The organism is Profundibacter sp., from assembly GCF_965277155.1.
Lineage (GTDB): Bacteria > Pseudomonadota > Alphaproteobacteria > Rhodobacterales > Rhodobacteraceae > Profundibacter.
Window position 1 is genome coordinate 322063 of the sequence record NZ_CBDIBV010000005.1, and the last position, 25420, is coordinate 347482.

Consider the following 25420-nt stretch of genomic DNA (forward strand, 5'->3'; position numbering starts at 1 on the left):
ATTCCATTCGTGTTGCTACATGACTTGGACCTAAATACAATCCCGACCACAACCCAGCATTGTTGCCAAATTACCACAAGGTATGGACTCGTATGTCCCGTTGGAGTATGACCTCTGACGATCGCGGCCTGGGGGCTGGATCCGACACGAACAGTATTGATTTGGGAATGTTATGCGGTCTTATATTAAATTTTTCCAGACTGCGGTCTGGGTCTTCGCCTTTGCTTTGGTAAATGCAGCAGGATCGGCCTACGCCGACATGCGGCTAAGCACATCCACTGACCCGGGCGCTGAACAAAAACCGGATTTAAACAATCAGCTAACCAATCTACTGGGACAGGAACATCAGGCCCTTCGCCAGATCAATATCGACCGCATGCGCGTCATCACAGCGGCGCCCAAGATCAGCCTGCGGCCGGTGAAACGTGGTGAAACCCCAAACATCCCGAAAATCAGCTATACTCGCGAATGGCTGAACAGTCAGCCGGTTGCCAGCGGTGGCGCCGAATGGGAATGCCTAACGCAAGCACTGTATTTTGAGGCCCGTGGCGAAAGCGTCCAAGGACAATTCGCTGTTGCCGAAGTCATCCTGAATCGTGTTGATTCCAACCGCTTCCCGAACACGGTTTGTGCCGTGGTCAATCAGGGCACCGGCAAACGCAACCAGTGCCAGTTTTCCTATACCTGCGATGGCAAGGCCGAAGTGGTGAACGAACCTGCCGCCTATAACAACGTCGGCAAAATCGCCCGCGCCCTTCTGGATGGTGCGCCGCGAAATCTGACCGTCGGGGCAACCTATTACCATAATCGCTCGGTCCGCCCGCGCTGGTCGCGTAAATTTACCCGAACAGCCAGTATCGACGGACACTTCTTTTACCGCTAGACAGGCAACGAAAACCGTTCCTGTTCTAGGATTTGCAGATGAGCAATGATACAGGTCTTGCCTTTGGTGCGCTGGAAATGCGTGCGCATGCGATGGCCGACCCCGACATCCCCGACCGCATTTCCCTGCGCGATCACCTGACCGAAGTCGAAATCGGTGCCTTTCAGGTGGAACGCGGCACCACCCAGCGGCTGCGTTTTGACGTGGTGGTCGAGGTCTCGCCTGCGCCCGAGCCGCTGGACGATGATGTGGATCGCATCCTGTCCTATGACACCCTGACCGAAGCGATTGCCCATGAACTGGCCGCAGAACGTCTGAACCTGCTGGAAACACTGGCCGAACGGGTGGCCGAACGTATCCTGCATGAACCCCAAGCGATGCGGGTTTTTGTACGAATCGAAAAACTGGATCGCGGCCCCGGCGCCCTGGGCGTTGAAATCGTGCGCAAACGGGCCGGTGATATTGACGTTTCCGATGACACCCCGCTGCACCCGCTGATCGCCTATCTGGACAATACCGCCCTGCACAGCGACACCCTGCGCGACTGGATCGATACACTCACCGCACAGGACACCCCCGCAATCATCTGCGTTGGCCTGCCCGACGATGCACCCCTGCAAACCGGCCACGGCCCGACCCAGCGACGGATTGATCTGCTGGAGATCGAGCAAAACGCATGGTTGCTGGCCAGCAAAGACGACCGCTGCGTGGTGATTGACAGCCGCACCGAACTGGACTGGGCGATGAAGCAAGGCAATCTGAGCGTCTGGGCGCCGTCCAAGATCGTGCTGGACGCGGTGGATGGTCCGCCCGCCGCTGCGGATGGTCTGGCGCTGGCGCATTGGCTGGCCGAACAGATGGACGCTGCCCGTCTGGTGGTGGTTGGCAAAGGCGGGTTTGATCCTTCAAAGCCCGAAGATAGAGGTGGTCGCGGAAATTCGGACCAGTTGTTAAGGTGGATCGACTTATGGGAACCTCTAAAAATCCCCCAAAATCCGGCCTGACGGGGTAGAATCGTCATCAGGATGAAAATGATTCGACCGACGGGGTTTTGTCATGGGTCAGATGGGATTTTTTGATCTTTCCAGCCGATACGCGGGACTGGACAAATCTGGTGATCCGCTGGTGTTGCTCAACGACATGGTGCCGTTCGAGGATTACCGGGACGAGCTGAAGGCCATATGGCGCACGCCGCCCGAACAGCGCAAATCCAACGCTGGCCGCCCGCCTTGGGATGAGGTGCTGATATTCAAGACGATGGTTTTGCAGCAGCTCTACAACCTCTCTGACGATCAGATCGAGTATCAGATCCGCGACCGCCTGTCGTTCATGCGGTTTCTCGGCCTTGGCATTGAAGACAGCGTACCTGACGCCAAGACCATCTGGGCCTACCGTGAAAGGCTGGCCGGGGCCGGGAAGATGAAGGAGCTGTTTGACAAGTTCGATGCCTTTCTGCGCGAAAAGGGCTATCTGGCGATGGGCGGGCAGATTGTTGATGCGAGCATCGTTCCGGCGCCGCGCCAGCACAACAAAAGGGACGAGAACGAGAAAATCAAGGCGGGCGAAACGCCTGAAGAGTGGGAGGAAAAACCCCACAAGAAGCGCCAGAAGGACGTGGATGCGCGCTGGACGAAGAAGCACGGCAAGAGCTATTACGGCTACAAGAACCACATCAATGTCGACCGGCGGCACAAATTCATCCGCGCTTATGATGTCACCGATGCCGCCGTGCATGACAGCCAGGCGCTTGCCGGTCTGATTGATGCGAGCAACACCTCATCGGACCTGTGGGCCGACAGCGCCTATCGCTCGCAAAAGATCGAAAGCGAGCTGGAAGAGCGGGGGCTTCACAGCCATATCCATCACAAGGGCAGGCGCGGCAAGCCGCTTGGCGAGCGCCAGCAAAAGGCCAACCGGAGGCGCTCGAAAGTGCGGGTCCGGGTCGAGCATGTATTCGCTTTTCAGGAGCGCTCCATGGGCGGCAAGCTGATCCGCTCCATCGGCCTGAAGCGGGCGCGATTTCGCATCGGGATGATGAACCTGGTCTACAACATGAAGCGCTTCGTCCAGTTCGAATGCGGCCTGGCGGCGCCGGGATAAGGGTTCATGGGGTGAGGTGTGCCTGAAATACCCAAAACCGGCTTGAAACCGGTGAAAATGGGTTTATGATCCGAAGCAATCAGGCGGGACAGGCGAAAAACCGTCCACCCCGCCGCGAAGAAGGCGAAAACGGGAATTTACAGAGGTTCCCTTATGAGAAAGACGATTCAAAATGACGAAACGAAAGAACCATTCTCCCGAATTCAAAGCCCGCGTTGCGCTTGAAGCAATCCGCGAGGAAATGACGATGGCGGAGCTGTCGAAGAAGTATGGTGTGCATCCAACCCAGATTGGCACATGGAAACGAGCAGCGATTGAAAACATGGCCACGGCATTTTCCAGACGGGGCCGTGATCCTGATCGGGTTGATGAAGCCCAGATTGAGAAGCTGCACTCCAAGATTGGTCAGCTGGTCGTGGAACGGGATTTTTTAGCCAACGCCTCGCAACAGTGCTCGGGAAGCGAGGCAAAAAATGGTGAGCCGTGAGCATGATCTGAGTGTGCGACGACAATGCGGGCTACTTTCTCTGGCGCGCTCGAACCTGTATTACCAGCCAAAAGGCGAAAGTGCTGAAAATTTGCGGTTCATGACAATAATCGACAAGCAATTCTTGCAGACGCCGTGGTATGGATCACGGCAAATGGCCCGGCACATGCAGCGCCAAGGTTACAAGTGTGGTCGCCACAGGGTCCGCCGTTTGATGCGGCTGATGCGGTTGGTTCCGATCTACCAGACGCCCAACACGAGCAAGAAACATCCGCAGCATAAGATCTACCCGTATCTGCTGCGAGACCTGACGATTGATCGTCCAAACCATGTGTGGTGCGTAGATATCACCTACATTCCGATGCAGCGCGGGTTCCTCTATTTGGTCGCGATCATGGACTGGCACAGCCGCAAGGTTTTGAGCTGGAGATTGTCAAACAGCATGGAGGCAGATTTTTGCGTTGAAGCCCTGAAAGAGGCTATGGCCAAATACGGCAAGCCCGATATCATGAACAGCGACCAGGGCAGCCAGTTCACTGGGTTTGAATGGACGCAGGCGCTGAAAGAAGCCGACGTGAAAATCTCGATGGATGGCAAAGGTCGCTGGGTCGATAACCGGATGATCGAGCGGCTTTGGCGATCCTTGAAATACGAATGCATTTACCTCAACGCATTTGAAACGGGTTCGCAGACCCGCGCCGGGATCGGGAAATGGTTGGCTTACTACAACACCGAGCGCCCGCATTCCACCCACGGAATATTGACCCCGGATGAAGCCTATGACAGAAAAACAAAACCAATGAGTTTGGCAGCCTAAATGAAACCCTGATCCATCTTAAACTGGCTGCTGACTGGTCAAAAAAGTGGGACCACCTCTGATTTCACATGACCGCCTATTTCCGCCCGATCCCGATGCAGGACGCCACCCGCCCTGCCAATGCCCGATCCATTGCCGGTGGCTGGTGCTGGTTCGACCGCGCCGAACGCATCACGCGGGATGGTGCTCGCGAACTGGTGGGGATAGCCGACATTCCCGCCGATGTGCTGGAGCGGATCACCGCCCCCCGCGCCCCGATGGCGGGGCTGACCTTTGATGCCCCGCGCATCATGGGCATCCTGAATGTGACGCCTGACAGTTTCTCGGACGGGGGCGATTTCACTGCACCGGACGCCGCCGTGGCCCATGCCCTTAAGATGGTTGAAGAAGGCGCTGATATGATTGACATCGGCGGCGAATCCACCCGCCCCGGTGCGGATTTTGTGCCGGTGGACGAGGAAATCCGCCGCACCGCCCCCGTTATCAAAGCCATTCGCGCCGCATTGACCACGCCCGTTTCCATCGACACACGCAAAGCCCCCGTGGCCAAGGCGGCGTTAGAGGCAGGCGCAAACCTGATCAACGATGTGGCGGCCTTCACCCATGATCCTGCGCTGGCCGATGTGGCAGCACAAAGCAACGCGCCCCTGTGCCTGATGCATGCACAGGGGGATCCGAAAACCATGCAGGACAATCCCGACTACAGCAACGCATTGCTGGACGTTTACGACTTCCTGTCCGAACGGATTGAAAACGCTGTAGCCGCCGGCATCCCGCGCAACCGTATCATGATTGACCCCGGCATCGGTTTTGGCAAAACCATGCAGCACAATCTGACCCTGCTACGTGACATCAGCCTGTTTCACGCGCTTGGCTGTCCGATCCTGCTGGGGGCCTCACGCAAAAAATTCATTGGTGTCATATCGGGCGCCCAATCGGCAAAAGACCGCGTATCGGGGTCGGTTTCCGTGGCGTTAGACGCAGTGGCGCAGGGTGTTCAGATGGTCAGGGTCCATGATATACAGGCCACAAAGCAGGCGCTCAGCCTGCAAACAGCAATACGGGGGCAGTGATAATGAGTGGCAAACTTTTTGGAACCGACGGGGTGCGCGGACGCGCCAACAGCTATCCGATGACCGCCGAAATTGCGCTAAAGCTGGGCGCGGCGGCGGGGCGGTATTTCCGCACGGACGGGCAAAACCGCCACCGCGTTGTGATCGGTAAAGATACCCGTCTGTCGGGCTATATGCTGGAAAACGCACTGACCGCAGGGCTGGCCAGCACGGGGATGAATGTGCTGCTGCTGGGACCGGTGCCCACCCCCGCCGTTGGCTTTTTGACCCGTAGCATGCGCGCTGATCTGGGCATCATGATTTCCGCAAGCCACAACCCGCATCAGGACAACGGCATCAAGTTTTTCGGCCCCGACGGCTTCAAACTGTCGGACGAGGCACAGGATGAAATCGAACACATTCTGGCCGGCACGATTGAGCCGACCCAGCCCCAGAATATCGGCCGTGCCAAACGGATTGATGACGCGCGCGGGCGCTATGTGGAATATGCCAAAACCACCTTTCCGGTGCTGGGCGGTCTGGCGGGGCTGAAGGTGGTTGTGGACTGCGCCAACGGTGCTGCCTACCGCGCTGCGCCCGAAGTTCTGTGGGAGCTGGGCGCCGAGGTGATCCCCGTGGGGGTGTCGCCGGACGGGTTCAATATCAATCAGGAATGTGGCTCGACCTACACGCAAACCGCCGCCGAAGCGGTGGTGCAGCATGGCGCCGATATGGGCATCTGTCTGGATGGTGACGCAGATCGCGTGATGATCATTGATGAAAACGGACAGGTGGCGGATGGTGACCAGATCATGGCACTGATGGCCAGTCGCTGGGCCGCCAATGATACGCTGAAGGGCGGTACTCTGGTGGCTACGGTGATGTCCAATCTGGGGCTGGAACGCTATCTGCAAGGTCAGGGTTTGAACCTGCACCGCACAGCGGTCGGCGACCGATATGTGGTCGAGGCGATGCGGGCAAACGGCTGGAATCTGGGCGGCGAGCAATCGGGCCATATCGTGATGACCGATTATGCCACCACCGGCGACGGGCTGATTGCCGGATTGCAGTTTCTGGCGGCGATGGTGGACACCGGCAAACCGGCCAGCGAACTGACACAAAGCTTTGAAACCGTGCCGCAAAAGCTGACCAATGTGCGCTATGCCGCCGGTCAGGAACCTTTAAGCACCGAGACCGTCAAGGCGGCGATTGCAGCGGGCGAGGAAAAGCTGAAGGCCAACGGTCGTTTGTTGATCCGCAAATCCGGCACCGAACCCCTGATCCGCGTGATGGGCGAATGCGAGGATCAGGCGCTGCTGGATGCCGTGATCGGCGACATCGTTACGGCTGTGGAACGGGCGGTCTAATAACCTGTCCCGCACTTGATGCGGGACCTCGTGGATAAGGCAAAACCGGCAAAAGGTCCCGGATCAGGTCCGGGACAACGCGCCGCGCCTTTTCCAACGCTGGCTGATGGCCAATCCTGTCAGGATCAGCCCCAAGGCTATGAATATGCGCGTCGGCAGGGTTTCCGACAGGAACAAAGCGCCGAATATCACGGACCAGACCGGCACCTGATAATTGACCAGAGACATGAACGACGGGCCTGCGCTGCGGATGACCGAGACCAGCAGAAGGTTGGCAAGGGCCGTTGGCACGATACCCAAATACAGCACCGCCATCAGCGAAACCGTTGGCCACTCTTGCGGGATTCCCTCAAGAACGATTGCAGTCGGCACGATGATCAGCGCCGCCAATGTTGTGGCCGTCGCGGCAAAGGCAAACGGGTCTACCCTTGGGGCCAGTTTGGTGATGATACTGCCAAAGGCATAACAGGCCGCCGCCCCGAAACAGGCCAGTCGCGCCAGCGGTTCCAGCCCCAAACCACTGCTTTTGAACGCATCCAGCCCGATCAGCACCACCACACCGGCAAATCCGATCAGAAAGCCGAAAACCTTGCGGTCGGTCATCTGTTCACCCCTGATCAGGAAATGCGCCAGCGGCAGCACCAGCAGGGGCACAGCGGCCATGGTAACCCCAGCAAAACCCGACGTCACATAGCCCTGCCCCCAGCTAAGCAAAAAGAACGGCAGCGCCATCGAGCAAATGCCAAACCCCAGCGCGGCCAGCCAGACCTTGCGCCCCTCGGGCCCGCGCATCGTGGGCAGTTTCACCCCCATCACACGGATCAGGATTTGCAGGATCACAGCCCCCAGCGCAATCCGCCCGGCAGCAACCGTAACAGGGCCAAACCCGCGAATGGCCACGGTGACGGCCATGAATGACGACCCCCAGATAATGCCAAGCGCGCAAAGGCGCAGCCAGTTGATCAGCCCTGCTTCCATCTTTGATCTATCCCTGAAAAAAAAGGCGCCCCAAGGTCGGGGCGCCTTTGGTAAGATATGGAAAAGACGCCTAGTTCTTGGCTTTGTCAACCATTTTACCGGCCGAAATCCACGGCATCATATCGCGCAGCTTTTCACCAATCTGTTCGATCTGGTGTTCGTCATTCAGACGGCGCGTTGCCTTGAACGACGGCTGGCCAACGGCGTTTTCCAGCATGAAATCACGCACGAATTTGCCGTTCTGGATATCGGTCAGAACCGCCTTCATCCGCGCCTTAGTTTCGTCATAGGGCAGGATGCGCGGACCGGAAACATATTCGCCGTATTCCGCCGTGTTACTGATGGAATAGTTCATGTTGGCGATGCCGCCTTCATAGATCAGATCGACGATCAGTTTCACTTCGTGAAGACACTCGAAATAGGCCATTTCCGGTGCGTAACCGGCCTCGACCAGTGTCTCAAAGCCCATGCGGATCAGTTCAACCAAACCGCCACACAGAACCGCCTGTTCGCCAAACAGATCGGTTTCGCATTCCTCGCGGAAGTTGGTTTCAATGATGCCCGAGCGCCCGCCACCAATGGCCGAGCAATAGGACAGGCCGATTTCCAGCGCCTTGCCGGAGGCGTCCTGATCAACCGCCACCAGACAGGGAACACCGCCGCCTTTGGTATATTCGCCGCGTACGGTGTGGCCGGGGCCTTTGGGGGCCATCATAATCACGTCAACGCCGGGTTTGGGCTCAATCAAGCCGAAATGCACGTTCAGACCATGGGCAAAAGCAATCGCTGCACCATCTTTCAGATTGTCATGGACGTATTTCTTGTAGGTGTCGGCCTGCAGTTCGTCGGGCATGGTGAACATGATCAGGTCGCACCAGGCCGCGGCTTCGGCAATGCCCATCACCTTCAGACCTTCGCCCTCGGCTTTGGCGGCACTGGGCGAGCCTTCGCGCAGTGCGACGACAACCTCTTTGGTGCCGGAATCACGCAGGTTCAGCGCATGGGCGTGGCCTTGGGAGCCATAACCCAGAATCGCCACTTTCATGCCCTTGATCAGGTTCACATCGCAATCGCGGTCATAATAAACGCGCATAAGTATCATCCTTTTGTTTGGAACGGGTTGGATTAAGGCTGTGATATGCGGGTTTTGGTGAATAAGGTGGTTTATTGTGATGTATTTTTCTGGTAACAAGGAATAATCATTCGCAGAACAATTAAATATACAAATTATCATGCTTGATGACACCGACCGCCGCATCCTGCGCCACATGCAGGCCGACCCCGCGTTGCCCACAGCCGAACTGGCGGTGCGGGCTGGCGTCAGTGCGGCTGTTTGCTGGCGGCGGCTGGAAAAGCTGCGGGCGGGCGGGGTGCTGTTGGGGCAACAGGCAGTGATCGACTGGCAGGCGTTGGGCTATGCGGTCGAGGTGTCGCTACGCTTTACCCTGGACAAAACCCAGCGCGGGGCGTTTGACGAATTCCTGACCGAGGCCCGCAAGGTGCCCGAGGTGATCGAGATACAGACATTTCTGGGCCGTGTTGACGTGCGTCTGAACGTGCTGGCCCGCGACATGGCGCATTATCAGGACCTGTACCGCACCCGCATCCTGACCCTGCCGCATATCGCGGATATCGAGGCATTGATGCATATCGCAACGATCAAATCGGGCGAGGTGCTGCCGGTATGATGTATGTTCAACCCTTTCGCCCGGCGGCACCGCCGGGCAGCGCCCGACCCTCCCCACGGGAGGGCGCTTTTTGCAACGCTGCACCCAATGAAATGCTTGCAATGATTTTCCCCGCCTCGCCTCATAAACCGTATGCGCGCCCACCCAGGGTCGGGCGCTGCCCTTATCTCTTTGACCGTGACGGAGGGTCTTAATGTCAATTTCTCTCGACGAAACTGACCGCAACCTGCTGCGCGCCCTTGCCAAAGACGCCACCACCAGCGCTGGTGCCTTGGGTCGCCGTTTTGACCTAAGCCAGCCCGCAACGTGGCGTCGGATCAAGCGACTGCAAGACACCGGCATCATAAAAGGTCGCCGCGTGGTGCTGAATGCCGAAGCCGTTGGCTTTGGCGTTACCGTGTTTCTGGGGGTGAAGCTGGCCACCAAGGGCCGCGTGTCGCTTGAGGATTTCGAGCGCGCGGTGACCGCCATTCCCGAGGTGCAACGGGTGCAGCATGTGCTGGGGATGTATGATTACCGCCTGCGGGTGGTGGCGCGCGATATTTCCGATTTTGAACGTGTGCTGCGCCGCCGGATCATGACATTGCCGGGGGTTGGCGATGTCGAGGCCAATGTGCTGCTAAGCGAAGAACGCAGGCCCGGCCCGCTGGGATAGAGCTATGCTGTCCCGCACTTGATGCGGGGCCTCTTGGTCGTTGCAGAAGGCCCCGCATCAAGTGCGGGACAGGCGCGCAAAGGGCAGATAGGTTTTGCCAAGCGTTCTTTGGCGCGATAACAAGTCCATAAACAACCAGAGGATACCCCATGACAGCCCTTTTGCCCGATGTAGACCCCGATGGCATGCTTGAATTTTCGGTCGTATTCACCGACCGCTCGCTAAACCACATGTCCGCTGCTTTTCAACAGGTGATGCGCGATATTTCGACCACGCTTCAGGATGTTTACAACGCCGGTCATGTGGTCGTTGTCCCCGGTGGCGGTACCTATGCGATGGAATCCGTGGCGCGGCAACTGGCGACTGGCAAAAAGACATTGGTTGTGCGCAACGGGTTCTTTTCCTTCCGCTGGTCGCAGATTTTCGAAATGGGTCAGATACCGGCATCCGAAACCGTGATGATGGCGCGACGGGTCGGCAATGCTTCTGACGCCCCCTTTGCCCCCGCCCCGATTGGCGATGTGGTTGCCAAGATCGCCGAGGAGCGCCCCGATGTGGTATTCGCCCCGCATGTGGAAACCGCCTCGGGCATCATCCTGCCGGATGATTATCTGAAGGCCGTCAGCAATGCTGTGCATGAATACGGCGGCTTGTTCGTGCTGGACTGCATCGCCTCTGGCTGTGCATGGGTAGATATGAAGGAAACCGGTGTCGATGTTCTGATTTCGGCACCGCAAAAGGGCTGGTCGGCGCAACCTTCGGCCGGTTTGGTGATGCTGAATGATGCGGCACACGCGCGGGTCAAGGAAACCCAATCCACCAGTTTTGCGCTGGATCTGGGCAAATGGCTAACCATCATGGAGGCCTATACAGGTGGCGGCCACGCCTATCACGCCACCATGCCCACGGATGCGCTAAAGGCGTTCCGCGACACCATGCTGGAAACCCGCGACTACGGCTTTGACAAATTGCGCGATGCGCAATGGGAACAGGGCAACCGCGTGCGGGCGTTGCTGGCCGATCGTGGCATCAAATCGGTCGCCGCCGAAGGGTTCGGCGCACCGGGGGTGGTTGTCAGCTATACCGATGATCCCGAGATACAGACCGGCAAGAAATTCGCCGCCCTTGGCGTGCAGATTGCCGCCGGTGTGCCGCTGATGTGTGACGAGGGGCCGGATTACAAATCCTTCCGGCTGGGCCTGTTCGGGCTGGACAAATTATATGATGTGGACGCCAGCGTGGCGCGGCTGACAGCGGCGCTGGATCAGGTGCTGAAATAAGCGAAAGGTTGCTGCAGGCAAGAAACATCTGCAACAGTTTCACAGAATACTATACCTGACCCTTTTGGGCCTGATGCCATTCATCCTAACCGGCGATATAAAAATGGCAGGGCTTCCTGAACAATTCTGCGCCCTTCGGCAATCGCTTCTGCTGCACGATTGAATTCTATCGTGCCAAATGGTCCAAGTTGCGGATCCAGCATAATATGCGGGGGTTCGCCAGCCAGTCGGCTTCGCATAATCTGGTCGGTCATGATGTCAATAGAGGACGACAGCACTGTCATATAACCCATGGGTTTTGTATTTGCCGTCAAAAATCCGGGGGTCATGGCTTTGATCCGCTCTTTGACTGCGACAGGAACTGTATCAAGCATCCGCCTCATAAGTTCTGTATGGGGCCCTTCCGAAGGGTCGGGTTTGGTTTTCTTGTCATTTCCTTCTTGTACATATTTCAGGATATCTGCATTGGGATTCACGGCAATTATAAAATCTGCCCCGAGAGCATGACAAGCCGAGACCGGAACCGGATTGGTCAAACCGCCATCGACCAACCATTTACCGTCCAGATTATACGGCCGCAAAAAACCGGGGATAGAAACCGAGGCCCTGACCGCATCAAAAATCGACCCCTCTCTCAGCCATACTTCCCGCCCTGTCGTCAGATTGCTGGCAATGGCCATATAAGGTTTTTCCAGATCCTCAATAAGAGCATCCCCTTTGAAGCCACGTAAAAACTCCATGACACGAGAGCCGTCAATCAAACCACCATTCAACAGGCTGATATCCAGCAGACGGACAATATCACTGCGGGTGATCGTAACAGCCCATTCTTCCAGTTCGTCCAGCCAGCCAGCGGCAAAAGCCGCCCCAACCAGCGCCCCCATGGAACATCCGGCTACGATATCCGGTTCAAACCCTTCATCTTTCAAGGCTTGTAAAACGCCGACATGTATCCAGCCCCGGGCACCACCGCTACCCAGAGCAATACCGATTTTCGGTTTTGGTTTTGGCATAGATTTCCTCTTTTGACAGGCACCACAGCTGCTTGGCGCAGTAACATCGAGAAATGAATACCGGTTGACCTGCGCGGTATTTGGCGCTTTCCGGCACCATAACAGTTATTGTATATCCTGCCTTGCCACAAATGGCTATTGATCCGCGCAAGGACGCCCTTGGATCGGGGCGTAAACACCGGCCACGGCCTGCAACCGGTCATTTATTAACCGTAGAAGAACAACGATCAACTGCAAATTCCCAAGGCATAGGTCCATGAACCCCACCGCCCGGGTATGCCAACCCCTTGTATATTCAGCCCAGTGTCAGCAGGACCATGATCACAAAGATCACAGGAACAGCGGCCACAGCGGGAACGATAAATCCGGCAAGACCGAATAACGCGCTGGACGTTGCCCAACCGCCAAGGATGGCAACGATCGCCGCATAGGTGATATTTGTTGCCCGTTTTTCGGCCACGTCATTCTTGGTTACAGTTTCAAAGGTATCGTCCGCTACCGCGGGGTGTTGGCTCATGTCCATCGGGATTCTCCTGTTTGCTCTCTGGCTGCGGTATATGATGCGGAAAGGGTAAAGATACGATGTGTATATTCGCGCAGTGCCAAATAGAGGTGGTCGCGGAAATTCGGACCAGTTGTTAAGGTGGATCGACTTATGAGAAAGACGATTCAAAATGACGAAACGAAAGAACCATTCTCCCGAATTCAAAGCCCGCGTTGCGCTTGAAGCAATCCGCGAGGAAATGACGATGGCGGAGCTGTCGAAGAAGTATGGTGTGCATCCAACCCAGATTGGCACATGGAAACGAGCAGCGATTGAAAACATGGCCACGGCATTTTCCAGACGGGGCCGTGATCCTGATCGGGTTGATGAAGCCCAGATTGAGAAGCTGCACTCCAAGATTGGTCAGCTGGTCGTGGAACGGGATTTTTTAGCCAACGCCTCGCAACAGTTGCTCGGGAAGCGAGGCAAAAAATGGTGAGCCGTGAGCATGATCTGAGTGTGCGACGACAATGCGGGCTACTTTCTCTGGCGCGCTCGAACCTGTATTACCAGCCAAAAGGCGAAAGTGCTGAAAATTTGCGGTTCATGACAATAATCGACAAGCAATTCTTGCAGACGCCGTGGTATGGATCACGGCAAATGGCCCGGCACATGCAGCGCCAAGGTTACAAGTGTGGTCGCCACAGGGTCCGCCGTTTGATGCGGCTGATGCGGTTGGTTCCGATCTACCAGACGCCCAACACGAGCAAGAAACATCCGCAGCATAAGATCTACCCGTATCTGCTGCGAGACCTGACGATTGATCGTCCAAACCATGTGTGGTGCGTAGATATCACCTACATTCCGATGCAGCGCGGGTTCCTCTATTTGGTCGCGATCATGGACTGGCACAGCCGCAAGGTTTTGAGCTGGAGATTGTCAAACAGCATGGAGGCAGATTTTTGCGTTGAAGCCCTGAAAGAGGCTATGGCCAAATACGGCAAGCCCGATATCATGAACAGCGACCAGGGCAGCCAGTTCACCGGGTTTGAATGGACGCAGGCGCTGAAAGAAGCCGACGTGAAAATCTCGATGGATGGCAAAGGTCGCTGGGTCGATAACCGGATGATCGAGCGGCTTTGGCGATCCTTGAAATACGAATGCATTTACCTCAACGCATTTGAAACGGGTTCGCAGACCCGCGCCGGGATCGGGAAATGGTTGGCTTACTACAACACCGAGCGCCCGCATTCCACCCACGTAATATTGACCCCGGATGAAGCCTATGACAGAAAAACAAAACCAATGAGTTTGGCAGCCTAAATGAAACCCTGATCCATCTTAAACTGGCTGCTGACTGGTCAAAAAAGTGGGACCACCTCTAAGTGACGCATCTAAAGCGTTTCGACTTTTCAGTGAAACACTTGTCATGCCCTGCCAGTGAGGCAGTGATTGCGCAGCAATGGCGTTCACTGGCAGGGCATGACCCAATATTAAGTCGGAACGCTTTATTTACGGAGAGTTTGAAGAAAACCTGCCAGATCGTTGGTATGGTGATGGATATGCGGGGCCGGTTCGGCCCTTTCGGGCGCGACATGGACGCATTGCATCCCCATCTCGTGCGGCACAGCCAGATTGCGGGTATCATCCTCGAACATCGCGCCGGTTTTCGGGTTCACCCCGTCTGTTGCAAACACTGTTTCAAACGCCGCACGGTCCGGTTTTGGATGAAACCCCGCGTGTTCGACCCCGTAAATCGCATCGAACACACCCGCCAGGCCGCGCGCCTCAAGCACCCGTTCCCCATAAGGGGCCGAGCCATTGGTATAGACGATCTTGCGCCCCGGCAGGGCACAGATTACGGCGGCAAGTGCGTCGTCCCGTTCCAGATGATCCAGCGAGATTTCATGCACATGGGTCAGGTAAGGCGTCGGATCAACATCATGTTCGCGCATCAGACCGGCCAGCGTGGTGCCGTAGGTATGCCAGTAATGGCGGCGCAGATGATCCGCCTTGGTGCGGTCCACATTCAGGGACTGCATCACATATTCGGTCATCTTCACCTCGATCTGGTCAAACAGACGGGCGCTGGGATGATACAGCGTGTTGTCCAGATCAAAGACCCAGTGGCGAACATGTGAAAAGCGTTTGGCAACCATAGTGCCATCCATAGGGCGCGGCGGACGATGTTTCAACGCATTTGCTTGATTGCAGGGGCGTCGCGGGATTAGGGTGCGGGCAATCAGTTTCGGAGACAAACAATGAGCGAGATTCGGCCCCAGAACAAAGACGCCTACGGGCTGATCCTGGAAGCGATTGATGTGGGGGTCTACAAACCCGGAAGCCGGCTGGTGGAAAGCGAACTGGCTGAACGGTTCGGCGTATCACGCACCCCGATCCGCGAGGCGCTACAAAGGCTGGAAACGCAAGCCTTGCTGATCCGCGACGGGCGCAGCCTGATTGTCGCGTCTCTGGACCATAACCAACTGGCCGAACTCTATGCGGTGCGATCCGAACTCGAAGGGCTGGCGGCGCGCCTGGCGGCACAACATGCGGCGCCCGAAGAGGTGCGCGTTTTGCGCAAGATGGTCGAGGATGATCGCAAGCTGGTGGACGATCCCGAAGCATTATCGCGGGCGAACCGGCGGTTTCACAAACAGATCCATCTGGCCTCGCATAACCGCTATCTGGTGCTGCAACTGGACCTTGTGCATCGCACGATGGCGCTGCTGGCTACCACATCGCTGGCGGTCGAGGGGCGTAGCGAAGGGTCACTGGCCGAACATGACGCGATTGTCAGTGCAATTGAAAACACAGATGGCGATGCGGCCTATGCTGCGTTGAAAACCCATATCTCCAAGGCGTTTGAAACCCGTCTGGAACTGGACGCGGGCCAGCCGGAATTCTCAGATAGGGGCTGACCCAGATAACTACTTCAAGTAACGCTTAACCCATTGTCTTAGCTGCAATAACTGAGCTGAAGGGTCACTGTTGTTGAAACGCCACTCGCATTCCTTCAAATATAGCCCAAATTGGGCCTTGGGGACACCGTTAAATCGGCGCATGTGGCGCTTGGAATGGTTGATGCGAAAGTGGTGGAAGTCTGACACAGGTTGTGTCTCGAAAGTGGTGGAAATTGATTTCAGGCACCTCCGAGCGGGTTGAGTTATGCGCCGGTCAGGCGGCTTGGTCAAGGGTTGCGTCGGCGACGGGCTGAGCGAGCGTTTCCCAGCCATCGACCTTTCGCATGACGATCTGCCCCGAGGCCATCAGAGCCCAAAGCAGCATCGGCACGGTCTCGGCGCATGGCAGCACGGTCTGGGTCTTGATGCGGCGGCGGAATTCCTCGTTCAGGCGTTCGATCGCATTTGTCGTTCTGGCCGATTTCCACTGGCCTTGTGGCAGACGCGTGAAGGTGAAAAGCTTATCTCCTGCTTCTTCCAAGCTGTCAGCGACGGCCTTGCATTTCAGCCGCCATTTTCGCAGAAATGCCTTGCGGCGGGTGGCGATTTCCTCGGGTGTTTTGGCGTAGATCATGTCGCGGTAATCTTCTGTCAACTCATCATGCATACGCTTGGGTGCCTTGGCCAGAAGGTTGCGGTGCTTGTGCACCGTGCACCTCTGGATCGGCAGATCTTCACCCCAGAGGGCAATGAGAGCGACCTCAAGTCCCGGTGCCCCGTCCACGATGACAAATTCGGGCCGTTTCAACCCGCGCGCATCCAGATCGTTGATGAACTGACGCCAGGCGGAGGTGCTTTCGCCGCCCATGTTCATCAGTGATAACAAGACCTTCTGCCCATCCCGGCGCACGCCAATCGCGGCCAGAACCGAGATATTGGTGGCCTTCCTGTCAATCCGCGTTTTGATCACGGTGCCGTCCAGGATCAGCCGCACGATGTCTTCATCCGCAAGGCTGCGGGCGCACCACGCCTGCCAGTCCACCTTCACCTTGCGCCAGGCGCGGCTCACCACATCCTTGCTGACCGCCCCCTGAAACAGGCCGAACAGGGCGCGTTTTACCCGCCGTGTGTTGGTGCCCGAAAGGTAGACAGCAGCGATCAGCGCCTCGGCCTTCTTCGTCAGCCGCTGGTAGCGGGGCAATGCCTTCGAGCGCCATTCTCTGGCCTTGCCGGCCTCGCCTGTGATCCGCGCACGCGGCACGCGCACCGTTTCGGTTCCAAATGTTCCGACCAGTTGCCGCTCGCGATGCCCGTGGCGGTATCCGGCCTTTGCCCCGCCGCTGCGGCCATACCGGCAACGGCCCAGAAACTGCTCCAGCTCCTCTTCGAAAACCGCCTCGATCGTCGCGCGGATGTTCTGGCGCAGCCGGTCTTCAATCGGGTCATAGCCTGCTTCATTGGCCAGTAGCGCGGATGTCGATGTTGCTGTATTCTTTGTCATGGCGTGATCTCCTTGGCGGTTCCAGCCGCCGGTTGGGTGGCTTCGATGCACCCGGAGATTACGCCGTCCTCGAATTTCCACCAAACTCGCGACACTACCCTGACACATCCAGCACATTATAACCGCGCCAACAATCGGAATAGACGATGGAATCCGGCACGACTTTGCGCTCTATGATCGGGATCAGAGTGGCGGATTTGGCGTCCGGGATGATCTTGGTGTAAACCTTCCCACCCCTTTTTAATATACCAAAAACGGGAATTTTACCTGCCGCACCACGCCCGCGTTTACCTTTGCATTTGCCGCCAAAGTAGCTTTCGTCCACTTCTATTTCTCCGCCGAACATAGCTTGGCTTTCCGCCTCCAGCTCATAGGCGATTATCTCGCGCAGGCGTAGAAAATAAAACGCTGCGGTCTTGCGGTTTACACCACACAAACTGGCTGCTGTTCGTGCTGTCGATCCCGAAACAAAATGCTCCGTAAGACGGTCTTGCTTGTAGTGGCTCAGGCGACTCTTTCTCATGCTTCCCATCATAACCTCTTTTTAGGTTATCTGGGTCAGCCCCCTCAGATATCCTGTAGCGTGGCCGTTTCCAACGCTTCGGTGCGTTTGAAAATACCATGGCTGGTTTTGTCCCAATAGAACGGGCGGGTCAGCAGTTCATAAAACGCCTTGTAGGCCGCCAAAGTGCCCAGCGGGTAATAGAAATGCAGCGTTGGCACCCAAGGGATCAGATAGCGGTGCTTCTTGTCTGACACCGCAAAGGCGCTGACGGATATGGTGATGGCCTCGGCCAGCAAAAAGGTTGCACCAAGGGTCATCAATGCGGGTGCGGGAACCACGGACAGCATCGGATGGCCCAGCCCCAGCGGGATCAGCCAGAATGACCACAGCAGCGGGGCCAGCAACGCCTGAAACCATGTGCCAAGGAACAGGATTTGCACGCCAAGGAATTTACGCGCACCCAGATCGCGGTATAATTTCAACGGGTTGCGCATATGCACGGCCCATGTCATCGCAAAGCCCTTTAACCAGCGCGACCGCTGCTTGATCCACGGGAACGCGCGACAGTTTGCCTCTTCTTCGGTCACCGTATGCACGATTTCGGTGCGATACCCGTGGCGCGCCAGACGGATGCCCAGATCGGCGTCTTCGGTCACGTTATGGGCGTCCCAACCGCCCAGTTTTTCCAGCGCATCGCGGCGGAAAAACAGTGTAGTGCCGCCCAGTGGAACGGCAAAGCCCAGCCGCTCCAGACCCGGCAGGAACATGCGAAACCATGTATTGTATTCCACCGTGAAACAGCGCGACAGCCAGTTGGTGCGCGGGTTATAGAAATCCAGCAGCCCTTGCAAACAGGCCACCTGCGACCCGCGTTCATGGAACCGGCGCACGATCTGGTGAATCTGGTCGGGGTGCGGGGCGTCTTCGGCGTCATAAACCCCGATGATCGAGCCACGGCAAAAATCCAGCGCGAAATTCATCGCCCGCGGTTTGGTGCGCACGGTGCCGGCGGGCACTTCGGTCACGCGCACCCAATGCGGCAGATGGGTGCGGCGCAGGGTTTCGCGGGTGGTGTCATCGTCGGCCTCGACCACCAGACAGATATCCAGCAGCTCTTTCGGGTAGTTCAGGCGTTTCAGGCGCGTGATCAGGCGGCTGGCGACCTCGCGCTCCCTGAACAGCGGCACCATGATTGACACGGTGGGCAAACGGAAACTTTCGGTGCGTGGTGGCAGGGGCGGGGTTTTGCTGTGGTGGCGGCGGATGAAGGGGTGGATCTGGCTGATGGATGTGGCCAGCTTCAGCCCCATATTGAACAGCAGGGTCAGGATCGCCACACCGCACAGGGCCGTGAAACTGGCGGTGGGCGCCAGCAAAACACAGGCCAGCAACACAAGGACAAAAGCAGCGGTATAGCGGGTCATTTTGCCCGCATCCCAAGTGCGGCAGCTTTCGGTTTCGGACACCAGCGTTTCGGCCTTGTCCACCAGTTGGGCGCGATGCAGATCACTTAGCGCCTGATCGATATCCTGCTCGGGCGCAATCGCCATCAGCACTTTGCCCAGTTCTGGCGGGAAGCCATCGCGCAAATGCTCGAACCGGTCCGGACGGGCGGTGGCGAATACAGTAGCGCCGCCAACATCCTGCCAAGGAACGATTTTTTCCTTCAGGGATAACGCGGGATCAATCACATCCTTCAGACGCGGATTCGGCGGGGTTTGCTGCAAATCCGCCAATCTAACCCCGAATTGCTGTGCCAGCGCACCATAGAGATCAGCCTCGGAAATCATGCCGTGACTGACCATAATTTGCCCCAGCAGCGCCTCTTCGCGGTTGCGCAGCGCTACGGCTTTTAACAGATCATCCTGCCGCAACGCACCGGACTGCACCAGCAACGATCCAATCGGCACCCGCTGTGCCTGCGCCGCCGGTTGGTCCTGCGGGCGGGGTTGCTGGCGCGGAAAGGCCAGAACGTTGGATGGGTGGATGGATTGCAGGTAGTGTCGCGAGTTTGGTGGAAATTCGAGGACGGCGTAATCTCCGGGTGCATCGAAGCCACCCAACCGGCGGCTGGAACCGCCAAGGAGATCACGCCATGACAAAGAATACAGCAACATCGACATCCGCGCTACTGGCCAATGAAGCAGGCTATGACCCGATTGAAGACCGGCTGCACCAGAACATCCGCGCGACGATCGAGGCGGTTTTCGAAGAGGAGCTGGAGCAGTTTCTGGGCCGTTGCCGGTATGGCCGCAGCGGCGGGGCAAAGGCCGGATACCGCCACGGGCATCGCGAGCGGCAACTGGTCGGAACATTTGGAACCGAAACGGTGCGCGTGCCGCGTGCGCGGATCACAGGCGAGGCCGGCAAGGCCAGAGAATGGCGCTCGAAGGCATTGCCCCGCTACCAGCGGCTGACGAAGAAGGCCGAGGCGCTGATCGCTGCTGTCTACCTTTCGGGTGTCAATGAGCATTTAAAACTGACCCGGTTTCGGCATTTAAATTTGCCCCCCCCTTTGTGGCGCAAAGCCCCCAGTCGGGCCGCCTTCATGTAGCGAGTCCGTCTGGGGGCTTTGCTTGCGGAACGGCTAGTTTTTTCTACGGCGTTTACTCTGGGCGAACCGGTATGAGGTATTGCCGGTTTCGATGATGTTGCAGTGATGAGTGACGCGATCCAGAAGGGCGGTTGTCATCTTGGCATCCCCGAAGACCGAGACCCATTCACCGAACTCAAGGTTGGTTGTGATGATGATGCTGGTCTTCTCGTAGAGCTTGCTGATCAGATGGAAGAGCAACGCGCCACCGGATTTGGGAAACGGGATGTAGCCCAGCTCGTCGATGATGACGCAGTCCAAAGCCGAGAGCTGCCGGATGATCTTCCCTGCATTGCCGTCGGCCTGTTCCTTGATCAGGGCGTTGATCAGATCGACGGCGTTGAAGAAGCGCGCCTTCTTGCCGTTGTTGATCAGCGTCGTTCCCAGCGCGATGGCGATGTGGGTTTTGCCCGTGCCGGTTCCGCCCACCAGGATGAGGTTATGGGCCTCCTCTGTGAACTGGCCGGTGCAGAATGGTTCGATCTGGGCCTGGGTGAGGGCGGCGGCGCTGTAATCGAAGGTTGCGAAGTCCTTGTGATGGGGGAACTTCGCAACCCTCATTTGATACTGGATGGAGCGCACCCGGCGCTCTACAGTCTCGGCGTCGATCAGTTGCCTTATCGCTGTGGTCAGACTTGGCGGCTTGCGCGCGGACAGCAGATCATGGGCGCAAGCTGCCATTCCATGCAACCTGAGGGCTGTCAGTTGGTCGATCAAGGCATTCATACGGCAACCTCCTCAGCCGAGCACAGGGTCTCATAGCGTTTGCAATCGGCTTCGGGCCGCAAGGTCAGCTGCGGATAAGCGCAGGCATCGCTGAGCGGTGTGATGACCGGTTCCACCAACTGGTTGATCAGATTGATGATGGCGGGCAGCCGCAGGGTGTTTTGTGCCACCGCCAGATTGCAGGCCGTCTCGACCACCTCGATCCCGTGATCCTGTGCCAGCAGGAGCAGGTCGACGAACTCCCGATCCCCGCCTTTACCAGCCATGTAATGTTCCCTGATCCGATGCATGGCCTCGGGCAGTTCCCAGCCCACAAAGGGGGCGCCATTGCGCAGGGCACCAGGCTTGCGGTCCAGCAGGGGAACGTAATGCCAGGGCTCGAAATAGCTGATATTGCGGGTAAAATGACGCCTGTGCTCGGCAATCACATCCTGACCGGAGACCACCACGATCCGGCCGGCATAGGCGCGTAGCGACACATGATGCCCGGCAAAGCGGGAGGGCACGCTGTAGCGATTGCTGGCATATTGAACCAGGCAGGTGGAGCGGACACGGACGGTCTTTTCCACGTAGCCGTCGAAGGCCCGACCCAGGGGGCGCAGTTCGGCGCGCTCGTCTTCGAACACTTCGGTAATCGTGCGATCCTGCTGCTCGGGATGGGGACGCTCTGCCAGATCTTCGCAACGCAGACGCAGCCACGCGTTCAGCGCCTCGAGATCATCAAAGGCCGGTTCGGGAACGAACAACCGGCCCCGCAAGAACTGGACCTGGTTCTCGACCTGTCCCTTCTCCCAGCCCGCAGCGGGCGTGCAGGCCACCGGCTCCATCACATAGTGGTTCATCAAGGCCAGGAACCGGGGATGGAATATCCGCTCCTTCGAGCGCGAAACGTAGGTCACCATGGTCTTGGGGTTGTCGATGATCACCCTGCGCGGAACGCCTCCGTAAAAGGACAGCGCCTGCACGAAAGCATCCAGCACCATCTCCTGGGCTTCACCGGGATAGGCAATCACGAAAGGCTTGCGGCTGTGACACAGGCGGAAATGAGCGACCTTCACCTTCTGCTCGACACCACCCAGTACGACCCGTTCTTCGCTCCAGTCAAATTGCAGCGCGTCACCCGCCGCAAAATGCAGCGGGATAAACGCATCTCCCGAACAGGCCCCGGCGCGCTTCAACTCACGAACAAAACGCTGAACCGGCGAATAGGACCCGGTATAGCCCTCTGCCACAAGCTGCTCGTATAGCTTCTGGGCCGTCCGCCGCTCCCGGCGTGGTCGCCTCGAGTCCTGATCAAACAGTTCCTGCAGCCGAAGATCAAACCCATTGCACAGTTTGTGCCGAACTGGCGGCGCATGGCGCTGGTAGCTCGGCGGATTCTCGTCCTTCAAATACTTCTTGATCGTGTTCCGCGACAGTCCCGTCGCCCGCGCCACAGACCGGATGCTGCGCCCTTCAACCAGCACCCAGCGCCGGATCTTCGATACGCTTTCCATCAATATCACCTGCTCTTTCCTCCGCACAATTTTGCGCGGATGTTAACGAAACAGGTGGGTCAATTTTACTCGCTCATAACCCACCCAAGTGGGTCAGTTTTGCACGCCGATTCACATGCTGGCCGACAAGGCCTATGCGAGCAAGGCCAACCGCCAGATGCTGCGCGGCAAATACCGCGACGGCATCCTGCGCAAGGCAGCGCGCGGCCGCCCCCTGCGGCAATCGGAGAAACGCTTCAACCGGCTGATTTCGAAACGCCGCTTCCGCATCGAGCAGACTTTCGGCACGATGAAACGCCTCTTCGGCCTGCAGCGGGCGAGATATTTCGGGCGCGCCAGGGTGCATGCCCAGATGGTCATGGCCGCCATCGCGCAAAACCTGCTCAAGGCCGCAAACAGGATCACCCTCAACCCGCAAACCCCCGCAATCGCATAGCCCCAAACCCCGCCACCCGTCTGTCCGCCGGACCCGCAGGGGCGCAAGGTGGGCGGCCGAAATCTTGCTTCAACCGAAAGCCATGGCCTCATGCAGAGGTCTTTATAAAGCTTTATTTAGCATAGCTTAACAGCCCTTGGCCCATCGGTCTATGGGCTTTTGAACGGAGAGGCCGAACACCGCAGGTCAAAAGAAACCCTGGTGCTGGCACTGTGCAACGGCCCCAGCCTCACCTGTTTGCGATGCTTTCTGGGTTAGTTTTCGTTGTCGCCAAGACCTTGCGCCACAAGCGCCAAAACGAAGCCCCGCAGCAATGCTGTTACAAGGTTCTCGCAGCCTTCCCCAAACACCCCTCCAAGAACCCCGCCGGTTCCTCGCCCAGCGCGTTCAGGATCACGAAGGTTTCCACCACGTCCAGACGCCGTTCGCCCAGTTCGCATTTCCCCACGAATGACGCCGGTTTCCCGAGCAGGTTGGCGAGGTCGGCCTGGGACAGGCCTTTGGCCTTCCGCAGGTCCACAAGGGCTGCAAGGAAATTCTGATAGGCCTCCGTTCTGACTGCTCCCGCCACTGCCGGTATCCCCTCTCTGATACCGGCTGTTACCCCTATTAAGGGTTTACCCCCAAAATGGGGGTGCTATTATGGGCGCAACGGGTAACTGATTGCCCTTAAAGGATTTTTGGAGGGATACATGAAAACAGCCAGAAAGCTGATTATTGGGATATTGAAACTTGTCGCAGCACTTTTGCTGTTGGTGGTGGTTCTGGGCTTTGCCAGCCTGATCAGCCACAAGGCCCTGATGATCACCGGCGGGATCATCGCCGCCTCAGCCTTCGCGGTGATCTTCAGCAAGGACGCTGCGGCGACCAAAACCAACAAGGCGATTGCAAGCGTTGTTTTCGTTCTGGCTGCCTTGATGGCCTTTGGCGGCTATGTTGAGGGTCAGAAGGAGCAGAAACGCATTGCCGCGCTGCGCGCAACCGACCCTGCCGCCTATCTTCTGGAGATCGAGGAAAGCGATCCCGACCTGTGGCTTGCCGAACTGGAGCAACTCGACCCGGAGGCCTATCAGGCCGAAATGGCCCGGCGCGCGCAGGAAGCCGCAGAGGCCGCCGCCCGGCAGCGGGAGCAGGAAGAACGGGAGCGCCGGGCAGAAGCCGCCAGACAGGAAGCCGAACGCCGGGCAGCCGAGGCAAAGCGCGAGGCTGACCGCCGGGCAGCAGAAGCAGCGGCGGCACTGGAGCGGGCACAGGCGCTCGCGCCCAGGCGTATCACCGGGGCTTATGTCGGCTGCATGACCAAGGCCGCGCTGGATGAATTCGTCACGGCCGCCAGCAACAACGACCTGCGCCAGATACAGGCGCTGACCAGCACGACCTGCACCTCTATCGAGGGGCTGGAATATTCCATCGTGGACCGGGGCTGGATGACCTCGCAGATACGGGTTTATGGCAACGGCACATCCGCCGTGCTCTGGACCGTCAGCGAAGCCCTCAAATCCGGCCAGTAAAGGAGCACGCCCATGCGAAACCTGATCCGCCTCGCCCTTCTGGCCGCAATCCTTCCTACTGCGCTGGCCGCCAATCCGGCCGATGATGCACGGGAAATTCTCGCCATGTGGGAACCCAAATCCGTGACGTTCCGCAAGGGCACCCTGACAATCATACTGCCCCAGCGCGCCATCACCCCGGACCTCTATTCGGGTGTGCTTGCGGCCGGGATTTGCCTCATGGGGAGTGGGTTGAGCAAGGATTTCTCGGCCGTGCGCGAGCTGGTGGTGCTGAACGAGTTTGCCCGTCAGGGCTATGTCAATGCGCATGGCGCGGCGGATTGTGACCGGATCAACGCGGCCCCTGCGGGCAGCGGCACGTGGCGCTCGATCATCTTCGGGGCGACGCACGGTTATTGATGTCAGACCTTCGCATGACCCCGGCCGATCTTTTGCGCCAGATTGAAAATCTGCCTCGTGACACGCCGCGCCACAAGGAACTGGAGCAGGCCTTGCAAATCGGCGTGGGCTTTGGCCGGGCGTGGTATGGCTCGCAAAAGGAGCACTGGCAGCGCTGGCTGGCGGAATATTCCGGCCCCGGAGCCTATGGCCGCGCACCACGGGGTGAGAGACCGGCCAGCTATGTCTATAACCACATCCGCTGCGCCCCCATGCTGTTCTGGCTGGCCGAGGCGGCCGCTGTGCCGGATGATCTGCTGGAACGGGGCTACAAGGCCGTGGTGCAGCACAAGTCCTCAGACGGCGGCACCCAATGCGCGGCCCTGCGCCGAGTGATCCCGTGGGCCGAAATATTGGCGACGCTCAAGGCCTGAAAGTTGCAACTGGTTGCAACGGGAATGGTGATCTTGCTCCAAGACCTGAAATTTCCCGCCAATAATGATACCTTTGCCTGAATTTATCCCCCTTATTTATAAGGGTTTCCCGGATTTAAACCCGCGATTTTGC

25 protein-coding genes and 3 pseudogenes are annotated in these 25420 nt (G+C 57.8%); 16 read left to right on the top strand and 12 right to left on the bottom strand.

The window, feature by feature from the left end:
* Nucleotides 1-172: 172 nt before the first annotated feature.
* The 6 genes from ACQY4M_RS05650 to glmM all read left to right on the top strand — a co-directional run bounded on the left by ACQY4M_RS05650 (nt 173) and on the right by glmM (nt 6706).
* Nucleotides 173-883, top strand: a complete 711-nt coding sequence (locus ACQY4M_RS05650; RefSeq protein ID WP_428541879.1) for a cell wall hydrolase — start codon at nt 173-175, stop codon at nt 881-883.
* Between the two features lie 38 nt (nt 884-921).
* Nucleotides 922-1887, top strand: coding sequence for a dihydroneopterin aldolase (locus ACQY4M_RS05655; protein ID WP_428541882.1), 966 nt, complete (start codon nt 922-924; stop codon nt 1885-1887).
* Between the two features lie 52 nt (nt 1888-1939).
* The gene (locus ACQY4M_RS05660) at nt 1940-2983 is read left to right on the top strand and encodes an IS5 family transposase (protein ID WP_428539227.1); all 1044 of its coding nucleotides are present in this window, start codon (nt 1940-1942) and stop codon (nt 2981-2983) included.
* A 172-nt stretch (nt 2984-3155) separates the two neighbouring features.
* Nucleotides 3156-4287 (top strand): IS3 family transposase gene (locus tag ACQY4M_RS05665; RefSeq protein ID WP_428541885.1). Its coding sequence is split into 2 segments (ribosomal slippage): nt 3156-3427 and nt 3426-4287, totalling 1134 coding nucleotides; the frame shifts between segments, so codons are not numbered across the junction.
* A gap of 68 nt (nt 4288-4355) precedes the next feature.
* Nucleotides 4356-5360: a dihydropteroate synthase gene (gene folP / locus ACQY4M_RS05670; RefSeq protein ID WP_428541888.1), complete on the top strand. Its 1005-nt coding sequence runs from the start codon at nt 4356-4358 to the stop codon at nt 5358-5360.
* A 2-nt stretch (nt 5361-5362) separates the two neighbouring features.
* A complete protein-coding gene (gene glmM, locus ACQY4M_RS05675) occupies nt 5363-6706 on the top strand; it encodes a phosphoglucosamine mutase (protein ID WP_428541891.1) in 1344 nt (447 codons plus the stop codon).
* Nucleotides 6707-6769: 63 nt separating this feature from the next.
* Here glmM and ACQY4M_RS05680 read toward each other — a convergent pair whose 3' ends face one another.
* Nucleotides 6770-7684, bottom strand: coding sequence for a DMT family transporter (locus ACQY4M_RS05680; protein WP_428541894.1), 915 nt, complete (start codon nt 7682-7684; stop codon nt 6770-6772).
* A gap of 70 nt (nt 7685-7754) precedes the next feature.
* Nucleotides 7755-8777 (bottom strand): ketol-acid reductoisomerase, encoded by a 1023-nt coding sequence (ilvC, locus tag ACQY4M_RS05685; protein ID WP_428541897.1) that lies wholly within the window; start codon nt 8775-8777, stop codon nt 7755-7757.
* A gap of 139 nt (nt 8778-8916) precedes the next feature.
* Here ilvC and ACQY4M_RS05690 point away from each other — a divergent pair, with 139 nt between their 5' ends.
* The 3 genes from ACQY4M_RS05690 (at nt 8917) to ACQY4M_RS05700 (ending at nt 11307) form a co-directional block, all read left to right on the top strand.
* Nucleotides 8917-9372 carry an Lrp/AsnC family transcriptional regulator gene (locus ACQY4M_RS05690; RefSeq protein ID WP_428541900.1) on the top strand — a complete coding sequence of 152 codons (456 nt, stop codon included), beginning with the start codon at nt 8917-8919 and terminating at the stop codon, nt 9370-9372.
* A gap of 193 nt (nt 9373-9565) precedes the next feature.
* A complete protein-coding gene (locus tag ACQY4M_RS05695; protein ID WP_428541903.1) occupies nt 9566-10027 on the top strand; it encodes an Lrp/AsnC family transcriptional regulator in 462 nt (153 codons plus the stop codon).
* 149 nt (nt 10028-10176) lie between these two features.
* Nucleotides 10177-11307 carry an aminotransferase class V-fold PLP-dependent enzyme gene (locus tag ACQY4M_RS05700; RefSeq protein WP_428541906.1) on the top strand — a complete coding sequence of 377 codons (1131 nt, stop codon included), beginning with the start codon at nt 10177-10179 and terminating at the stop codon, nt 11305-11307.
* Between the two features lie 80 nt (nt 11308-11387).
* Here ACQY4M_RS05700 and ACQY4M_RS05705 read toward each other — a convergent pair whose 3' ends face one another.
* A complete protein-coding gene (locus tag ACQY4M_RS05705) occupies nt 11388-12320 on the bottom strand; it encodes a patatin-like phospholipase family protein (protein WP_428541909.1) in 933 nt (310 codons plus the stop codon).
* 295 nt (nt 12321-12615) lie between these two features.
* Nucleotides 12616-12837 (bottom strand): hypothetical protein, encoded by a 222-nt coding sequence (locus ACQY4M_RS05710; RefSeq protein ID WP_428541912.1) that lies wholly within the window; start codon nt 12835-12837, stop codon nt 12616-12618.
* 157 nt (nt 12838-12994) lie between these two features.
* Here ACQY4M_RS05710 and ACQY4M_RS05715 point away from each other — a divergent pair.
* Nucleotides 12995-14127 (top strand): IS3 family transposase gene (locus ACQY4M_RS05715; protein ID WP_428541915.1). Its coding sequence is split into 2 segments (ribosomal slippage): nt 12995-13247 and nt 13247-14127, totalling 1134 coding nucleotides; the frame shifts between segments, so codons are not numbered across the junction.
* 185 nt (nt 14128-14312) lie between these two features.
* Here the strand turns inward: ACQY4M_RS05715 and ACQY4M_RS05720 are convergent.
* Nucleotides 14313-14963 (bottom strand): pyrimidine 5'-nucleotidase, encoded by a 651-nt coding sequence (locus ACQY4M_RS05720; RefSeq protein ID WP_428541918.1) that lies wholly within the window; start codon nt 14961-14963, stop codon nt 14313-14315.
* 102 nt (nt 14964-15065) lie between these two features.
* On the opposite strand from ACQY4M_RS05720, the gene ACQY4M_RS05725 reads away from it, so the two are divergent.
* Nucleotides 15066-15725: a GntR family transcriptional regulator gene (locus ACQY4M_RS05725; protein WP_428541921.1), complete on the top strand. Its 660-nt coding sequence runs from the start codon at nt 15066-15068 to the stop codon at nt 15723-15725.
* 9 nt (nt 15726-15734) lie between these two features.
* Here ACQY4M_RS05725 and ACQY4M_RS05730 read toward each other — a convergent pair.
* From ACQY4M_RS05730 to ACQY4M_RS05745, 4 genes and pseudogenes are all read right to left on the bottom strand, one after another.
* Nucleotides 15735-15932 (bottom strand): annotated as a pseudogene (locus ACQY4M_RS05730) (IS1595 family transposase); the annotation flags it as partial.
* A 49-nt stretch (nt 15933-15981) separates the two neighbouring features.
* Nucleotides 15982-17208, bottom strand: coding sequence for an IS256 family transposase (locus ACQY4M_RS05735; protein ID WP_428539582.1), 1227 nt, complete (start codon nt 17206-17208; stop codon nt 15982-15984).
* A gap of 100 nt (nt 17209-17308) precedes the next feature.
* Nucleotides 17309-17731 (bottom strand): annotated as a pseudogene (locus tag ACQY4M_RS05740) (IS1595 family transposase); the annotation flags it as partial.
* A 44-nt stretch (nt 17732-17775) separates the two neighbouring features.
* A complete protein-coding gene (locus ACQY4M_RS05745) occupies nt 17776-19623 on the bottom strand; it encodes a glycosyltransferase (RefSeq protein WP_428541924.1) in 1848 nt (615 codons plus the stop codon).
* 185 nt (nt 19624-19808) lie between these two features.
* Between ACQY4M_RS05745 and ACQY4M_RS05750 the strand changes: the two are divergent.
* Nucleotides 19809-20180 (top strand): annotated as a pseudogene (locus ACQY4M_RS05750) (transposase); the annotation flags it as partial.
* A 120-nt stretch (nt 20181-20300) separates the two neighbouring features.
* Here the strand turns inward: ACQY4M_RS05750 and istB are convergent.
* Nucleotides 20301-21032 (bottom strand): IS21-like element helper ATPase IstB, encoded by a 732-nt coding sequence (istB, locus tag ACQY4M_RS05755; protein ID WP_428539322.1) that lies wholly within the window; start codon nt 21030-21032, stop codon nt 20301-20303.
* A complete protein-coding gene (istA, locus tag ACQY4M_RS05760; protein WP_428539289.1) occupies nt 21029-22528 on the bottom strand; it encodes an IS21 family transposase in 1500 nt (499 codons plus the stop codon). The genes istB and istA overlap by 4 nt, the downstream gene beginning before the upstream one ends.
* Nucleotides 22529-22643: 115 nt before the next feature.
* Between istA and ACQY4M_RS05765 the strand changes: the two genes are divergently transcribed.
* Nucleotides 22644-22964, top strand: coding sequence for a transposase (locus ACQY4M_RS05765; protein WP_428541927.1), 321 nt, complete (start codon nt 22644-22646; stop codon nt 22962-22964).
* Nucleotides 22965-23283: 319 nt separating this feature from the next.
* Here the strand turns inward: ACQY4M_RS05765 and ACQY4M_RS05770 are convergent, their stop codons facing one another.
* Complete coding sequence (locus ACQY4M_RS05770; RefSeq protein WP_428541930.1) at nt 23284-23535, bottom strand: helix-turn-helix domain-containing protein; 252 nt, start codon at nt 23533-23535, stop codon at nt 23284-23286.
* Between the two features lie 121 nt (nt 23536-23656).
* Between ACQY4M_RS05770 and ACQY4M_RS05775 the strand changes: the two genes are divergently transcribed.
* From ACQY4M_RS05775 to ACQY4M_RS05785, 3 genes are read left to right on the top strand one after another with little or no spacing between them, the layout of a single operon-like run.
* Nucleotides 23657-24475, top strand: a complete 819-nt coding sequence (locus tag ACQY4M_RS05775; RefSeq protein WP_428541933.1) for a hypothetical protein — start codon at nt 23657-23659, stop codon at nt 24473-24475.
* Nucleotides 24476-24487: 12 nt separating this feature from the next.
* Entirely contained in the window at nt 24488-24874 is a 387-nt protein-coding gene (locus tag ACQY4M_RS05780) for a hypothetical protein (RefSeq protein WP_428541936.1), read from the top strand.
* Complete coding sequence (locus tag ACQY4M_RS05785) at nt 24874-25287, top strand: hypothetical protein (RefSeq protein ID WP_428541939.1); 414 nt, start codon at nt 24874-24876, stop codon at nt 25285-25287. The genes ACQY4M_RS05780 and ACQY4M_RS05785 overlap by 1 nt, the downstream gene beginning before the upstream one ends.
* Nucleotides 25288-25420 lie beyond the last annotated feature (133 nt).

Coding starts and splice junctions, on each gene's coding strand:
- ACQY4M_RS05650 (WP_428541879.1), top strand. CDS start 173: ATGCGGTCTTATATTAAATTTTTCCAGACTGCGGTCTGGGTCTTCGCC.
- ACQY4M_RS05655 (WP_428541882.1), top strand. CDS start 922: ATGAGCAATGATACAGGTCTTGCCTTTGGTGCGCTGGAAATGCGTGCG.
- ACQY4M_RS05660 (WP_428539227.1), top strand. CDS start 1,940: ATGGGTCAGATGGGATTTTTTGATCTTTCCAGCCGATACGCGGGACTG.
- folP (WP_428541888.1), top strand. CDS start 4,356: ATGACCGCCTATTTCCGCCCGATCCCGATGCAGGACGCCACCCGCCCT.
- glmM (WP_428541891.1), top strand. CDS start 5,363: ATGAGTGGCAAACTTTTTGGAACCGACGGGGTGCGCGGACGCGCCAAC.
- ACQY4M_RS05680 (WP_428541894.1), bottom strand. CDS start 7,684: ATGGAAGCAGGGCTGATCAACTGGCTGCGCCTTTGCGCGCTTGGCATT.
- ilvC (WP_428541897.1), bottom strand. CDS start 8,777: ATGCGCGTTTATTATGACCGCGATTGCGATGTGAACCTGATCAAGGGC.
- ACQY4M_RS05690 (WP_428541900.1), top strand. CDS start 8,917: ATGCTTGATGACACCGACCGCCGCATCCTGCGCCACATGCAGGCCGAC.
- ACQY4M_RS05695 (WP_428541903.1), top strand. CDS start 9,566: ATGTCAATTTCTCTCGACGAAACTGACCGCAACCTGCTGCGCGCCCTT.
- ACQY4M_RS05700 (WP_428541906.1), top strand. CDS start 10,177: ATGACAGCCCTTTTGCCCGATGTAGACCCCGATGGCATGCTTGAATTT.
- ACQY4M_RS05705 (WP_428541909.1), bottom strand. CDS start 12,320: ATGCCAAAACCAAAACCGAAAATCGGTATTGCTCTGGGTAGCGGTGGT.
- ACQY4M_RS05710 (WP_428541912.1), bottom strand. CDS start 12,837: ATGAGCCAACACCCCGCGGTAGCGGACGATACCTTTGAAACTGTAACC.
- ACQY4M_RS05720 (WP_428541918.1), bottom strand. CDS start 14,963: ATGGTTGCCAAACGCTTTTCACATGTTCGCCACTGGGTCTTTGATCTG.
- ACQY4M_RS05725 (WP_428541921.1), top strand. CDS start 15,066: ATGAGCGAGATTCGGCCCCAGAACAAAGACGCCTACGGGCTGATCCTG.
- ACQY4M_RS05735 (WP_428539582.1), bottom strand. CDS start 17,208: ATGACAAAGAATACAGCAACATCGACATCCGCGCTACTGGCCAATGAA.
- istB (WP_428539322.1), bottom strand. CDS start 21,032: ATGAATGCCTTGATCGACCAACTGACAGCCCTCAGGTTGCATGGAATG.
- istA (WP_428539289.1), bottom strand. CDS start 22,528: ATGGAAAGCGTATCGAAGATCCGGCGCTGGGTGCTGGTTGAAGGGCGC.
- ACQY4M_RS05765 (WP_428541927.1), top strand. CDS start 22,644: ATGCTGGCCGACAAGGCCTATGCGAGCAAGGCCAACCGCCAGATGCTG.
- ACQY4M_RS05775 (WP_428541933.1), top strand. CDS start 23,657: ATGAAAACAGCCAGAAAGCTGATTATTGGGATATTGAAACTTGTCGCA.
- ACQY4M_RS05780 (WP_428541936.1), top strand. CDS start 24,488: ATGCGAAACCTGATCCGCCTCGCCCTTCTGGCCGCAATCCTTCCTACT.
- ACQY4M_RS05785 (WP_428541939.1), top strand. CDS start 24,874: ATGTCAGACCTTCGCATGACCCCGGCCGATCTTTTGCGCCAGATTGAA.